17 protein-coding genes are annotated in these 13,470 nt (G+C 63.7%); 7 read left to right on the top strand and 10 right to left on the bottom strand.

Going from position 1 to position 13,470, the window contains the following annotated elements:
- Positions 1–94 precede the first annotated feature (94 nt).
- From AC1Q80_RS10175 to AC1Q80_RS10190, 4 genes are all read left to right on the top strand, one after another.
- Positions 95–610 carry a tetratricopeptide repeat protein gene (locus AC1Q80_RS10175; RefSeq protein ID WP_492360333.1) on the top strand — a complete coding sequence of 172 codons (516 nt, stop codon included), beginning with the start codon at positions 95–97 and terminating at the stop codon, positions 608–610.
- 243 nt (positions 611–853) lie between these two features.
- Positions 854–1,321 (top strand): tetratricopeptide repeat protein, encoded by a 468-nt coding sequence (locus AC1Q80_RS10180; RefSeq protein WP_173420371.1) that lies wholly within the window; start codon positions 854–856, stop codon positions 1,319–1,321.
- Positions 1,322–2,089: 768 nt separating this feature from the next.
- On the top strand, positions 2,090–2,224 hold the full coding sequence (locus AC1Q80_RS10185) for a hypothetical protein (RefSeq protein ID WP_255569852.1): 135 nt from the start codon (positions 2,090–2,092) through the stop codon (positions 2,222–2,224).
- 198 nt (positions 2,225–2,422) lie between these two features.
- The gene (locus AC1Q80_RS10190; RefSeq protein WP_492360334.1) at positions 2,423–2,683 is read left to right on the top strand and encodes a hypothetical protein; all 261 of its coding nucleotides are present in this window, start codon (positions 2,423–2,425) and stop codon (positions 2,681–2,683) included.
- Positions 2,684–2,795: 112 nt separating this feature from the next.
- Here the strand turns inward: AC1Q80_RS10190 and AC1Q80_RS10195 are convergent, their stop codons facing one another.
- A complete protein-coding gene (locus AC1Q80_RS10195) occupies positions 2,796–3,200 on the bottom strand; it encodes a nuclear transport factor 2 family protein (RefSeq protein ID WP_492360335.1) in 405 nt (134 codons plus the stop codon).
- Between the two features lie 348 nt (positions 3,201–3,548).
- On the opposite strand from AC1Q80_RS10195, the gene AC1Q80_RS10200 reads away from it, so the two are divergent.
- Complete coding sequence (locus AC1Q80_RS10200; RefSeq protein WP_209791461.1) at positions 3,549–3,749, top strand: hypothetical protein; 201 nt, start codon at positions 3,549–3,551, stop codon at positions 3,747–3,749.
- Between the two features lie 238 nt (positions 3,750–3,987).
- On the opposite strand, the gene AC1Q80_RS10205 is transcribed toward AC1Q80_RS10200, so the two are convergent.
- Complete coding sequence (locus tag AC1Q80_RS10205; protein WP_173420375.1) at positions 3,988–4,569, bottom strand: BA14K family protein; 582 nt, start codon at positions 4,567–4,569, stop codon at positions 3,988–3,990.
- Between the two features lie 412 nt (positions 4,570–4,981).
- Between AC1Q80_RS10205 and AC1Q80_RS10210 the strand changes: the two genes are divergently transcribed.
- A complete protein-coding gene (locus AC1Q80_RS10210; RefSeq protein WP_115421266.1) occupies positions 4,982–5,404 on the top strand; it encodes a YciI family protein in 423 nt (140 codons plus the stop codon).
- 241 nt (positions 5,405–5,645) lie between these two features.
- On the opposite strand, the gene AC1Q80_RS10215 is transcribed toward AC1Q80_RS10210, so the two are convergent.
- From AC1Q80_RS10215 to AC1Q80_RS10250, 8 genes are all read right to left on the bottom strand, one after another.
- The gene (locus tag AC1Q80_RS10215; RefSeq protein ID WP_492360336.1) at positions 5,646–5,972 is read right to left on the bottom strand and encodes a hypothetical protein; all 327 of its coding nucleotides are present in this window, start codon (positions 5,970–5,972) and stop codon (positions 5,646–5,648) included.
- Positions 5,973–6,117: 145 nt separating this feature from the next.
- Positions 6,118–7,452: a metal-dependent hydrolase family protein gene (locus AC1Q80_RS10220; RefSeq protein WP_492360375.1), complete on the bottom strand. Its 1,335-nt coding sequence runs from the start codon at positions 7,450–7,452 to the stop codon at positions 6,118–6,120.
- Between the two features lie 519 nt (positions 7,453–7,971).
- Positions 7,972–8,577: a hypothetical protein gene (locus AC1Q80_RS10225; protein WP_492360337.1), complete on the bottom strand. Its 606-nt coding sequence runs from the start codon at positions 8,575–8,577 to the stop codon at positions 7,972–7,974.
- Between the two features lie 320 nt (positions 8,578–8,897).
- A complete protein-coding gene (locus AC1Q80_RS10230; protein WP_492360338.1) occupies positions 8,898–9,500 on the bottom strand; it encodes a helix-turn-helix domain-containing protein in 603 nt (200 codons plus the stop codon).
- A complete protein-coding gene (locus AC1Q80_RS10235; RefSeq protein WP_492360339.1) occupies positions 9,490–10,161 on the bottom strand; it encodes a hypothetical protein in 672 nt (223 codons plus the stop codon). The genes AC1Q80_RS10230 and AC1Q80_RS10235 overlap by 11 nt, the downstream gene beginning before the upstream one ends.
- Entirely contained in the window at positions 10,097–10,753 is a 657-nt protein-coding gene (locus tag AC1Q80_RS10240) for a hypothetical protein (protein WP_492360340.1), read from the bottom strand. The genes AC1Q80_RS10235 and AC1Q80_RS10240 overlap by 65 nt, the downstream gene beginning before the upstream one ends.
- Positions 10,754–11,773: 1,020 nt before the next feature.
- Positions 11,774–12,151 carry a hypothetical protein gene (locus tag AC1Q80_RS10245; RefSeq protein ID WP_492360341.1) on the bottom strand — a complete coding sequence of 126 codons (378 nt, stop codon included), beginning with the start codon at positions 12,149–12,151 and terminating at the stop codon, positions 11,774–11,776.
- Complete coding sequence (locus tag AC1Q80_RS10250; RefSeq protein WP_492360342.1) at positions 12,144–12,449, bottom strand: LexA family protein; 306 nt, start codon at positions 12,447–12,449, stop codon at positions 12,144–12,146. Before AC1Q80_RS10250 ends, AC1Q80_RS10245 begins: the two co-directional genes overlap by 8 nt.
- 228 nt (positions 12,450–12,677) lie before the next feature.
- Here AC1Q80_RS10250 and AC1Q80_RS10255 point away from each other — a divergent pair, with 228 nt between their 5' ends.
- Complete coding sequence (locus tag AC1Q80_RS10255) at positions 12,678–13,331, top strand: S24 family peptidase (protein ID WP_173420380.1); 654 nt, start codon at positions 12,678–12,680, stop codon at positions 13,329–13,331.
- The last annotated feature ends 139 nt before the right edge of the window (positions 13,332–13,470 follow it).

The following is a 13,470-nucleotide window of genomic DNA, read 5'->3' on the forward strand; positions in this document are numbered from 1 at the left end:
GTTGGAGAGATAAAGCGTTCAAGTTACAGCATAATTTATCCATTTTATCGTCCCGATTTTGAGGAATTATGCCGATGAATAAGACGGGTGTCTGATGATCCAAAACGCAGTCAGAAGGTTGAAGACCATTTTCACGCCGCGGCTGTCCGCCGCAAATGTCTCGCCAAGGTTGCTCGAACTCGCCACCTCAGGAAATCTCGACGCCCAGGCGGTGCTGGGGGAAATCTATTTCAACGATGGCCGCGAGGAGAACTACGCCGCATCCTACCACTGGAACGGACAGGCTGCCCGCCAAGGCCACGCCGCCTCACAAGCCCGCCTCGCAACGATCTATCACCAGGGCCTCGGCATCGAGCCTGACCCGCAGGAGGCGCTTCGCTGGTGGCGCAGCGCGGCGCACAAGGGTCATGATGTTGCCCGCCAAGCAATCGACAGGCACAACCAGTATGACGGTGGTGTCGACCTGAACATGGCGCCGGCCGGCTTCCGGGCGGCACTCGATCCTCGCGGGAGGCCCCGGGGGGCGGCCAAAGGAACACCCGCAGACAGCCTGTCGCCGCAGGCGCTGGAGATATCGGAAGAAGAACAGATTGATGGCGGCCGCAGCTGAGCAGACGAGCGACACCGCGTCGGCAGAGTTATCGACATTAACCCGCGGTCTCAGCCCCCTGAAGCTGAGCAACATGGCTTTGACCTACCTTCATCAATCAACTGCCCCCGATAGGAGCAGCGACGACGAATGATCCAGCACTTATGGACGTGGCTGCGTGCAATTTTCGCCGGGAAGGCCCGTCGACGGCCTGTGTTGGCCGATCCGCCGCCGCCAGGCGCCACGATCATAGCACCGAGACTGATGAAACTCGCCAAGGGCGGAAACGTCGACGCACAAGCGGCGCTCGGAGAGCATTTTTTCGGCGATATCGAAGAAAACCTGGCTGCCGCCTACTACTGGAATGGGCTGGCTGCGCGCGGCGGCCACATCGGCGCTCAAGGGCGGCTGGCCACGATTTACCACGAGGGGCTAGGCGTCGAGCGCAACCCCAAGGAGGCGTTCCGCTGGTGGTATAGCGCGGCCCTTCGGGACCATCACGGTGCGCAGTTAATGATTGCCGTCTCCTACGAACTTGGCGGCGTCGTGGAGGCTGATCTGGAAGAAGCTGCCTACTGGATATCCCGTTCGTACTTCCGCGCAGGCGGTCGTCCCGAGGGCCTCGACTTTGTCGGTGCCTATTACGAATCGGTCTTACGGAAGTTATCCGAGGAGCAACGTCTTCGCGTTGCTGAACGCTTGCGTCACCTCGCAGAAACGACGCCACGATAAGCGTCGCCTGGCGACATTATCCACGTCGCGCAAACGCGTACGGCGGTCCTTCCAGCAACGACAAGACGCGAACAGGGCACGCCCTCCCAAGAAGCCGAGAAGCACGTCAGGCGCGTCAGGCGCGTCGGCTAATTCGAGAGAGAGAGAGAGAGAGAGAGAGAGAGAGAGAGAGACGCACACACACACACAGATCTGGATGGACAGCCGCGGGCTGCAACCGGCCGGAGCGCGATCGACCGGCTCGTGCCTTCCAAAAATGAAAAAGGCCGCTTCGATTACGAAACGACTATCCTGTAATATCCTTAGCCCGGCTCCGGTAGAATGGCAACCCCTTCGAGCAAGATTTGTTCTAGTTTCGTTCTTTTTTTCGTAGCGCCCGCCTGCCCGGCCACTGGGTCATCAAAGGAGCGTGACGTCGCCGCTTTCTCGCGATTTTGGCTTGCCGACATCAGGCGTTGAATGCCGGGGCGCATCGAGCGAATCCTTGAGATTGCGCCGTCCACACGAACTGGCACCGCCACCTCACTGACCGGCGACGCTCGCAGACGCTGCCGTTCGCCGTATGCTGTTTCGCGACCACGCATCCGCAGCGAGCCATCCTCAAATCTCGCCGGACATTTCCAACCCGATCGGAACAACTCAAGCGCCACCTTCGTTGCCCCTCTCGCATGAGCCTTCGCCGGCACTGCGTATCGGTTAGGGATAACGTGCAGGTATTTGGTTGCACGCGTCCGATTGTGTTATCATCGTTTCCGGGAGGAGAATGTCATGGAGAATTTCTTCGCACTACTCGCCGTTGTCATCGGTTCCGCCGTGCTGGGGCTTGCGCTTGCCTACGGCATGCGCCGCCAGAGAGACAGCCACCCGCCACCCAAGCACGACGACGCCACGCTGAAATTCTAGGCGCTCACGCCGTGCCTGTCCCCTCCAGCTTGCGCACCCGCCGCTGCTTGGGCGAAGCCATGTCTTCGCCACCAAGTCACTTCTGAGCCTGCCACCAACCCTCTGATCTGCGCCCAGAACGAACCTTTCACGGCCATGATACGGAACCATTCGGCCGTTTGCCGCTTACTCCTTGGCTACGATCAAGGAGATGTGACCATGCCCCGAACAACGCTGAAGCCACGCCTCATTCCGGATAACGAAGCCAACGACTTGCCGGACGTCCCTGCGGATCAGATCCCCGATGGTGACGACCTGCCGCCGGCAGACCAGGGTCGCGTGCCCCCGGTGCCGAGCCGCGACGAGGCAAATGTCGAGAACGACGAGGCCCTGCCGGATGACGCGGAAGAAGAAGCCCTTGACCGCGATCCGTCGCGGCAGGCCACCCGCTTCGATGAAACCCTGCCCGACCAGGACTGAGGCAACGCCGCCTTCTGCGTGACACCCCGATCTGACACGCCCGAACCACAGCGTGGCAAAGCCGCCCCCCGGCTCCGCCATCGCACGCCCGCCCCTCACATTGCCGGCAAGTTCAGCTCTCGGCCGTCGAAACGGTGGCCGATGTCAGCGTTCCCTGGTGGAACAGCATCTGCCACCGGCCCGCCGTCCGCTTCCAGATGGAGGATCGCAGCGCCTGCCGTTGCGACCCGTCACCCGCCCGGCGAATGGTCCTGTAGGTGAGCAACACGGCGTCGGAACAGATCGGCGTCAGCGCAAAATCCGTCGCCTCAAGTTCACCTTCATCAGGCTCATCATCCTCTTCACAGAGAAGCTCGATCGTCTCTGCGCGATGGTACGTCGTTCCCGATGCGCCGAATTCCATGAAACCTTCGGCAAGCAGCGCCTCGACGGCCGCTCTCGAGCGGCACACCTCGGGCCGATGCAGCGCCTCCTCGAGCGCCCGGATGTCATCAAGTTGGACAGGAAGATCAGCCATATTCCTCACGCCTTCTTTTGAGGGCCGCGCGCGCTCATGCGCGTGCACATGTCTGCGATGCGGCCAGGCATCGACACAAGAGCCAGGCCGGGCAGTCCGCGCCAAGCTCTCTGCGATAGCGCACGCCGGCGCCAGGCAAATGTCGGCGAGATCAGAGCGGTAAATCTTCGCTAACCAACATGCACCGCGTCCTGCCGTCCTCACGTCGAAATACGGCATCTGCCGTATTCCCGGCGGCCCATCCGCGCCGTACGTCCAACGAGCCGCGTCGCGTCAACGCTCCGGCGGGTCGCCGCGGCCGAAATCCCGCCTGGGCCGAAACCATGTGTAGAAACCAAGGAAACAGCGATGAAGACAATCATCCTAGCCGCTGCCGCATCGTTCGCCCTGACGGCGAGCGCCATGGCAGCAACGCCCCCAAACTCAACCCTGAACGCCAAGCCTGCGAAGGCCGAACGGGCTGGTACCGTCGCAATCGAACTGGCGAAGGGGCCCAACCGGACGAGCAGACCGTCGCCGCCAAGCCACGGCAAGGGCTACTCGTTGTGAGCCGTCGCGCGGGGAACGTTCGCGTTAATGCCGCCTGGCAGAGCCTCAATCCGCGGCGCGTCGTCGCGCTCATGACCGCTGGTTTGTCGGCTTGGCAATTTCGCCGACGGACACCGGAACTCCTCCGGCCGCAGGCGCCGCTCGAAGGTCAACTTTGACGGCGAGGACGGGAAGCACCCCGCGCATGCCCCAACAAAGACCCCGCCGATCGCAGCCGATCGGCGGGGCTCGGTCTCGCTCAATAATAGGGCGAGTAGCACTGTTGCCGCGGGCCGCCATAAGGCTGGAACGAGTTGTCCCAGGCACGGTAGGAGCGGTAGCGGTCATAGCACCAGTTTGTATGCCGCGGGTTCACGCCGGTCTCGACGCGCCGCGGCGGAGCGGCAATCGCGCCGCCGATGATGGCGCCTGCGCCGAAGGCTGCCAGCGGATACCACCAGCCGTCATTGTGGCGGCGATATCCATCGCGGTAGCCGCGATAACCCCGGTGACCATTGTACCAGCCATAGCGATAGCCGCCGCTGCCCTGCCAGCCCGGCCGCGGGCGATAGCCGCCATCCCAGTGTGGCCGTGGACGGTGGCCCCCGTCCCAACCCGGGCGCGGCCGGTACCCGCCGTCCCAGCCGGGACGCGGTCGATATCCACCATGGTTCCAGCCCGGCCGAGGGCGATGTCGGTCGCCGCCCCATTCGCGATACTGCACGCTCGTAACGTCGCTCTGCTGCCGCAGCTGGACGGCCGCAACCGGCATGGCATTCGCAGGCGTGTAGCTCGTCAGAGCCGTCACCGCCGCAAGGATCACAATGCCTATCTTCTTCATCTCGACACCTATCCGTTTCGAATAGGCGCAAGCTATGCCCCCCGGACGTGAACCCGTGGTGAATGCGCTCATCATCATATTAGCATGTAAAAACATTCGGATATCGACGACAGCTCGTCTCATTGACGAACCACGACGGCATGCCGGTGGATCTTGCGATGCGAATATCTTGCTCGCCGCGGCGGTCGCTATATCTTGCCGTGAGGGCCTTCCCCGGACCACATCGGCGACACCACCTCAGCGCGGCAAGGCATGGCGCAAAGTGTACGCCACCGCCTTGCGCGGGCTAGCCGTCGATACCGCTACGGCCCTGCAGAAAAAAGTTTGGGCGGATTGTCGGCCCCTGCGTGGCCCGTTCGTCATTTAGGCATGAGGGGCCGCTTTGGCCTTGTCGATCAGAGGAGAAAAGACCATGCGCGTGATAGTAATGGTGAAGGCGACCGAGGACAGCGAAGCGGGCAAGATGCCCTCGACAGAGCTGCTCGAAGCGATGGGCAAGTTCAACGAAGAGCTGGTCAATGCCGGCATCATGCAGGCCGGCGAAGGCTTGCACCCGTCGTCCAGGGGCAAGCGCGTCGCCTTCGACGGCGCAAGCCGCATCGTCATCGACGGCCCCTTCACCGAGACCAAGGAACTGGTCGCCGGCTTCTGGATCTGGCAGGTCAAGGACATGGACGAGGCGATCGCCTGGGTGAAGCGCTGCCCCAATCCGATGCCCGGCCCGAGCGAAATCGAAATCCGTCCGGTCTTCGAGGCCGCCGATTTCGGCGACGCACTCACCCCCGAAATCATCGAGCGCGACGACCGCCTGCGCGAACGCATCGGCGGCAACTGAGGCCGCCTTTCGGCCCAATGCATTTCGGACGGTCGGGATTCCATCAATCCCGGCTGTCGACACCGGCAGCAGAGCCCCGTCGTTTCGGCTGCGTCCTTGCCGCCACCATCTGGCGATCATCCGGCGAAAGCCCCGGCCGCTCCCCGGCCTGGAGCGCGTTCATCGCACCCACGCGCCAGACGACAATCAGGCAAGTGTCAACGACAATCGGGTTCAGCCGTTAATCACTTCACCGGGGCATCTAGTGAAATTTGTGAAGGACGATGAAACGGTCACCGTCGCGGCCAGCCCACTCGGCTGCGCCATAGAAGAAGCAGCCTGGGTAATCTTCCAAATAAGGCTTCTCGGACACATGCAAGTTTGAGCGGATCAACTGCCAAAATTCAAAACGCTCATCCAGCGGTATCCAGCGCAGCGGCCTGCCCACATCAACTTCCACGAATCTGATAGGGGCTTCTCGAAGCAGGTCGCGGATATCTACTTCAGTAACGCTGTCCCTCACGCACTCACCGAACTCATCCAACAATTTAAGCGGCCCGCCCACATACTCGCGCTCTACCTCTGTCATTTCATTCCCGATTCTGGCCTCGTCGCACCGTGTGCCGCTTGCGTGCAATCTCAACCGAAGATGTCCGCGAGGAAAGGTCCAGCGACACCTTGTCAACAGGACCTAGATTAAAAGTTCGAGAGCGCCGTGCGTTCACCTGAGCGCACTAAGGACGCTCCAGCGTATTCTTGTAGATGATCCCGTCCTTCATGATGATCTTGAAGTTGCTGGCGGCATCGGCCACCAGGTCGAGATTCTCCAGCGGGTTGCCATCGACAAGCAGGATATCCGCAAGCGCGCCTTCCTCGATCACGCCGAGCTTTCCCGGATAGGGATTGCGTGGGCCGGATAGCGCCAGCAACTCCGCATTCGTTCCGGTCGCCATGGTGAGCGCTTCGGCAGGCGTGTACCAACGCTTGAGCGAGGCCAGGATTGCCCCCTGCTGCTGCGCCAAGGCGCGCGAGAACAGCACGTCCGTGCCCCACGCGGTCTTGATCTTGTACTTCTTCGCCAGTTCGTAGGTCCTGCCGATGCCGGGCCATACCTCATCGGCCTTGGCCCGCTCGACCGAACCTTTCGCAAAGCCTTGCCGCAGCAGCTCGGGAAGCGGCTGCAGGCTGAGCCAGATGCCCTTGTCGGCAATGAGCTTGGCGGTTTCCTCATCCATCAGAAAACCATGTTCGATGCACTTCACGCCGGCTGCAATCGCTATTCTGATCGCATGCGACGTGAAGGCGTGCGCCGCGACATAGGTCCCCCAATTGTCGGCGATTTCCACCGCGGCCCGCAGCTCGGGCTCGGTAAAGGTGGTCACATCGAGCGGGCTGTGGGGTGAAGACACCCCGCCTCCCGCCGTCACCTTGATCAGCGCTGCCCCTTGCATGAGCTGCTCACGGACCCGCAAGCGCACCTCGTCGGGGCTGTCGACCACGATGGCCCCGCCGACCTGCTCCATCCGGGCGAACGGGCCACCGATCACCCGCGGCAGCTCGGTCATCTGGCGGAAATCTCCATGTCCGCTGGTCACGGTGAGCATGGCGCCGGAAGGATAGATGCGCGGTCCCTCGACGATGCCGGTGTCGATCGCGCGCTTGAGGCCGAACACCGGCCCCCCCACGTCGCGCACGGTGGTAAAGCCGCGCATCAGCGTATCCGTCGCCTCGTCGCCGGCGACAAGATTGCTGAAGCCGACGTCGCCAAACGACTCTGCCGGCGTGGACCGCGCCAGCATGGCGTGCCAGTGCGCATCAATTAGGCCCGGCATCAGCGTTCGGCCGTTGCCGGCAACGCGAAGGGCGCCCCCTGCCTCCACGGGGTCTGTCGAGATCCGAGCGATCACATTGCCTTTGACCAGCACATTCGACGGAGCAGACAGCGAGGTCGCTCCTTTCCCATCGAAGATGCGGACGTTTTCGAAGAGCACATCATCCGCCCATGCCGCCGGGCAGACCCCAAGCACGAGAATTGCCGCAAGCCACCGTCTGCTGGATAGCAGCACCATGAAAGCTGCGCGGGCATAAGAGGACACGGCGACGGCGCGGGACAATGCGTGCGCCACAAACGTGGCCTTCATCAACGCCTGCGATTCCAGAGATCTGATACACACGGCAATTCTCCAACCTTGAGGGAGGGATGGGTCGTGGCAAGCGAGAAACTGCTGCATTCATTGCGAAAGGGCTGAGGCGCGAGCCACCGCTCGTCCACGCAATTGCAAGGCCATGTTCGCAGTCGGGCCATTGCAATGCGGCACCCGACGATATCAACGTCTGCTTTTCGGTACAAGCAGACGTTGATGGCGCAAACCGAGGCATCGCTTGGATCATGGTTGCACCAAGGCCGCCACGGCGCGATTCCGCCTCAGACGGCAGCGCGTGCCTTGTCGGACGCGCAAAGATCGGTGGATCTCCGCCACAAGGGTTGGGTTAGGGGGAGCGAATCCACGCCCGGACATTCTCAGGATTTGGCGGAAGCCTGAAGCGGCCCTGCCAGAGGCCGCTCCCCGGCAAAGGGATCGCGCCGGTCACACCGCCTCCTTCTGCCTCGAAAGCCCAAGATGCCAATGCAGTTCGATCAGGCCGCGCTTCAGCCAGGCCAGCTGCGGTTCCGGCATGGTGCGCAGCACCTCGTAGTCCATGACGCAGACGTTGAAGACCGTCGTTTTCACCCGTGGCCCTTCCGGCAGCTTCAGGAGCACGCCCTCGAGTTCCATCATCCGGTTGGTCGCAGCCCTTGCTGCCCGCATCCGCTCAGTGGTCGCCTCGCCTTCAAACCCTTTGACGTTGAACAGCGACTGCGCCCTGACACTTGGAAAGGGAATGCCGGTCAGGCTGTAGTAGCGCGCCATCTGCCGGGCATATTCGTCGCCGGCCTCGCGCTCATGGGCGGTCAGCTTGCCGTCTAGGAACATCCGCCCGAGCGTGTAGCCGGCGAAGGGACTGCCGGCATCCACGCCCTTCATTCCCGAAAAGTGCTGACGCTGCCGCGCCGCGATGGCGACCGAGCGCACCTCTCTTTCGGTTTCGCCGTGCTTGATCTGCCCGCCGGGATAGCGCGCCACATCGGCCTTGCGCGGTCGGCCCGCCTTGCTTGCCCGCTTGATGCGAATGCGTTCTGCCTTGGATGTCATCGTTTTCTTTCCTTCTGCTCGTCTGCGTTCCATTGCCCATGCGCATCCGCCCGAAAACCGGCGCCCGGCTGCGGCGATGCGATTGCTCGTTGTGTCAATGCCTGCCTGTCATCCGGTGCCGCGCCAGGCGGCCTCACGCGCGTCTGACCACTGCGGCTGACGGCCACTGCGGCCCGCCGAAGCGGGACCTGCCCCCGGGGATGGACGACTAACCGCCACCCCCGAGATGGCCGGTGAACCGCCGCACTCGGGCAGGCGATCCCCTCCCGGCCGTCAACGCCCACCCGTCCATCGACCCCACGCTCGCGACCGGGTCGGCCTCATCGCTTCGCCCGCCCCTTGTTGACCGCGTGCAGCACCGAGCTGTGGTCGCGCCTGAAGATCCGGCCGAGCGCCGGCAGTGACAGGTCCTCGCGCTCGTCATAGACGGCCGCCATGCAGCGGTGGCGCGGCTCGACAAGGCGGCGCTCCCGGCGAACCCCGATCACATCGGCCCAGCCGATGCCGGGATAGGCGAGCAGCACCTCATTGACGATCTCGCGCACCGGCCGGCGGCTGAAGAGACCGCCCTCGCCGTCTGCGCCCGCGCCACAAAGCAGATGCGCCTGCGACAGGATCCGCGCTTCGGCGTCGGCGAGCGCCAGTTCCAGCTGCAGCACCCGCAGGCGCTGCGCCTTCACGTGCGCGCTCAGGGCAGTTAGCAAGTCCTCCGGCGCAAGCGGCGCGTCGCTCTCCGGCACGTCGGCTTCCAAGCCGCGCGTCATCGGCACCGCCCCGAGCCGGGCGTTTGCCTCTCCGTCGCTGTTTCGCGCGTCGCTCGCCCCGTTTCCTGCGCCGAGGCCTTTCGGCCAGATTGTCGTCTCAAGCCCAGTCGCCGGCCCAGTCGCCGGCCCCATCATCGAATGTCTCGTTTCAGGCTGCATGGCTTGCCACCTCCCCGGCAATATCGATCGTCGAGCCCAAGGCCATGGCCTGGGCCACATCGTTTTCGAGCCGCGCCCGAAAGGCGCGCTGCTCCGCGGTCGGCTCGGCCGTATCGGGAAGGTCGAGCATCCGGGCAAGCGTTTGGGCCTGCTCGATCGATCGCACCTCACCGGGCGTTGACCCCGTCGCCTTGATCGCCGCATGCTCGGCACGGAACTGGCGAAGCCGCACCCGCACCCGCTCGCGGATTTCAGGTGAGCGCCGAGTGGACGGCAATGCCGGGCTCAAAGCCTCGGTAATCTCACGCTTGCGGGCCAGCTCGGCCCGTGTCGCCGCCGCCTCGCTTTTGGCGAGCGCCGCCAGCACCGGCGGCTTGGGAATGGCGCCCAGAAGCACGTTGGCGTTTGCGGCATAGTCGCCGCGGATCAGCTTCTGCGTCGCCACTGAGAGGCCGCAGGCCGGCACGCCGGAGAGGGCGTATTGGTAGACGGGCAGAAGCTTTTGCGGGTCGATGCCCTGCGGCATGGTCATGCCGGCCGTCTGCATCGCGTTGAGGCTGCGCAGGATCGCATCGTCGCCTGCCGGCGCCAGCCGTTCAGTGAGCGCGGTAATCTCCCGGCTCAAGGTCGAATGTCGGTTGTGTCTTGGTAAGGTCGTCATTGTCCTGGTTTCCATTCAGTTCGCGTTCTATCGCTTGTCGGCATTCCCGCTGGTGGCGGGCAAAGTCGCTTTCGCGCGGGCTCGCCTGCGGCCGGTGGCTCTTGCGTGGCCTTGAGGCATTGCGCATCCAGTTGCGCCAGGTGGCGGGCCAGTCGAGCTTGGCCGCGTCCCGTCCGGATTTCGCCGTCCAGTAGTCGCGGAATTTTTCAAGCTCCAGCGCCACCGCCGCCTCGCAGAAGCCCAGCCTGGCGGCAAAATCCCGGTCCGGCTCGAATTGCTCGGGAAGGCGCATGGCGCGCCTGCCACCGGGCAAACAGCGCGCTTGCGCGAGGGTTTGGGTGTTGTCGGGAGAGTTAATTTCTTTAGGGGGTGTGGGGGACCTTTCTTTATCAGAGAGGGGAGCGCCGCCCGTCGCCGTGACCGCCCGTGACGTCACGTGAGCGCGGTGGCGCTGTTGCCGTTCGCGATCGCTCGCCCGGCGCCTTTCGATGTCTGATTGCTGGCCCGCTTCCGCCGCGCGCACAGCGCTTAGGATCATCTCCGGTGTTGCACCGCACTGAACCAGCGCCTCGACAATCGATGTGATGCGCATCGCCTAGACCTCGACCGTCACGGCAAGCGCTGCGCGGACCAGGCAATCAGCCCGCCCCTGCGGCAAACGCCGCCGCCGCACAAACCTGTCGAACCGCGCCACGACGGCGTCCGGTCGAGCAGGCGATGCCAGCCCGGCCAGGATCTCGCCCAAAAGTGGAGGCACGTCACGGGACAACCGGATAACGACAAACGCACTGTCCCGCCGGAAACACCGATCCACCTTTGCGCACCGACCGCGCCTACCCAGGCTCGTACGAATGGCCGCGCCATCCGCCCCTTGCGCCGCACGCTCCGTTGCCGGCAATGTCGGGTATCGAAGAAATCTCTCTAAATTCGCGTCACGCATGACGTCGTCTCCTCATGAATGTCCGCACGGGTTCCCCTCGCCAAAAGCGGCGATCGGCCTTGGCGTGCCATGCACCTGGTCTGGTTTTCCTCCGCCTCCCCGCCGGCAAGCCGCCTGAAACCCCGCGCGCAACGTGCGAGACGGGACTGGGTTCAGCCACGGTGTCGTGGCGCTGGAGCACTGCGCGTCCTGAATCCCCTGGCATCAAGGATGCCCGGGCATCGCGGATGCCACGCAAGAAATCGCTCCAGCCTTTCCCCGCGCATGATCCCGCACCGAGACCGCATCCGATCATCGGGGGCATGCGTCAGATGCGGCTTGCCGGCGCCGAAAGGGATGCGAGGGGCCACCGGGGAGGAGGTGGGCAGCAGCCCCTCGCCATGATCGTCGCCGCACCTGCGCCCGCGTGACCGGTTGGGCACGCAAAGGGCGCGGCAGCCGTGCAGCATGTCATCCACACCAAACCGATCCCGGCTCGGGAGCCATGCAGAACAGCGACGATCAATTTCTTCTATGGCTTCGCCCGCCGGTGCCGACGTCGCGAATGGCCAACAAATTCTGGAGCCTTGTTGCCATCATCAGTGCGATCAGGCAGGTCGCATTCACCCTCTTCGCCATCCTCCGACGGCGGCAAACCGCCGATGAATGCTCTGACGACAGCCGGGCCGGACATCAGGTACTCCCCCTGTCTCGCCCCACCGGCGCGAACGCCTCGTCGAGTTCGCGTTGCAGCGCCTCGAAGTCGATGCCCGGCACAATCTCGTTGTCCCGTGGGCCCTCAATTCCCGGCAAGGCTGCCTTGCCACGGACCTCGCCCTTGCCGGACAATCTTGTCCGGCCGGAAAGGACGGCGCTGCCCCACCGGCTGAGCCTGCCGGCAAAGGTGATCTCGCCAGACGCAGCCCTCCAGCCCGCGCGTTGCCTGCTGCAGCCGAAGACCGGGCTGGCAAGCCAGCTGACGGCGGCAAGCGTCACCGAGGTGGCGGAGAAGGCTGCAAGTCCGGCAAAGACCGGATTGCCGAAAAATGTATCCGTCATCGGCTCAAGCATGGACTGCCTCCACCACGACGATTGCGCGCGCCCTGTTTTTCAGCCGGCGGATGGCGCCGCGCTCCTCCATTGCCGCCACCATCCGCGAAATTCCGGATTTCGATGAAAGCCCCAGATGGTCCTTCATCTCGTCAAAGGTCGGCGAGACGCCGTTCCTGTCGGCGCTGTAGCTGCGAATGAAGCCGAGCAACTCGCGCTGCCTCGGCGTCAGCCCGTTCGGTCGGCGCCTGGGTTGCCCGGGAGGATTGGGGCGCCCGGGGCGCCTGGGTTTTCCTGATCGGATTGCGGCTTCAGTCATCGGCTCACTCCAGCAAGCATGCAGTCATCGCCCATGCGGCCCTCCGGGACACCTCCGCGGCCGTGACCGGGCTGCTCCTGCCTGGAGCGGCAGCCGGGAAAATCGACCCCAGAAGATGCGATTGACTGTTTGTTTCCGTTCATATCCTATCAATAATAGGATACAATCCGTTTATCAAGAGGAAAAATCCTATTGGACGTAGGAAGCGGAATCTGGGATGCCATTTGCATGGATCAATTGCGGCGCCTTATCCGGGAAGCAGTCGATGCGAAGAGGACGACCTACAAGGATCTGTCCATCGCGATCGGGAAGAACCACGCCTATATCCAGCAGTTCGTCGAGCGCGAGAGCCCGCGCGAGCTGCGCGAGCGTGATGTGCGCGCCATCACCGACCTCATCGGCACGACGCCGAGCGCTGGAGAAGCCAGTCAGCCCCGCAACACCACCGGCTTCAATCCGCAGATCGTGCCCGGCGAGCAGCTCGTCGGCCATCGCGACCTGCCGATCTTCGTTGCCGCCCAGGGCGGCGACGGCCACGTGATCGTCACCTTCGATGCGGTCGAATACGTCAAGCGCCCCTCGGTGCTCGAGGGCGTCAAGGGCGCCTACGGCATCTACCTTACCGGCACCTCGATGATCCCGGCCTATGAGCCCGGCGACATGGCCCTGGTCCACCCGCATCTGCCGCCGGCCCGCGACAAGGACGTCGTGCTCTATCACGTGCCGCCCGCCAACGATGCCGAGGCGATCATCAAGCGCCTGGTGTCGTTCAACGACCGGGAATGGACGCTGAAGCAGTACAATCCCTACCTGGAATTTACCGAGAGCCGGGTGGAGTGGTCCTTCTGCCACCGGGTCGTGGGCAAATACAGCGCCCGTTGACGCCGCCGGCCGTGGATGGACGACGTAGCCGACGAGATTGCCGGCCGGCCGTCAGACCTTAGCTTCACGCCGCAACCGATTGAAAATAAATGCGCCTTGAAAGCGACGCCACGCCTGACGATACGTGAAGGGCCGGAAG

The sequence above is a fragment of the Ensifer sp. GW823-FHT05D09 genome (genome assembly GCF_058795755.1).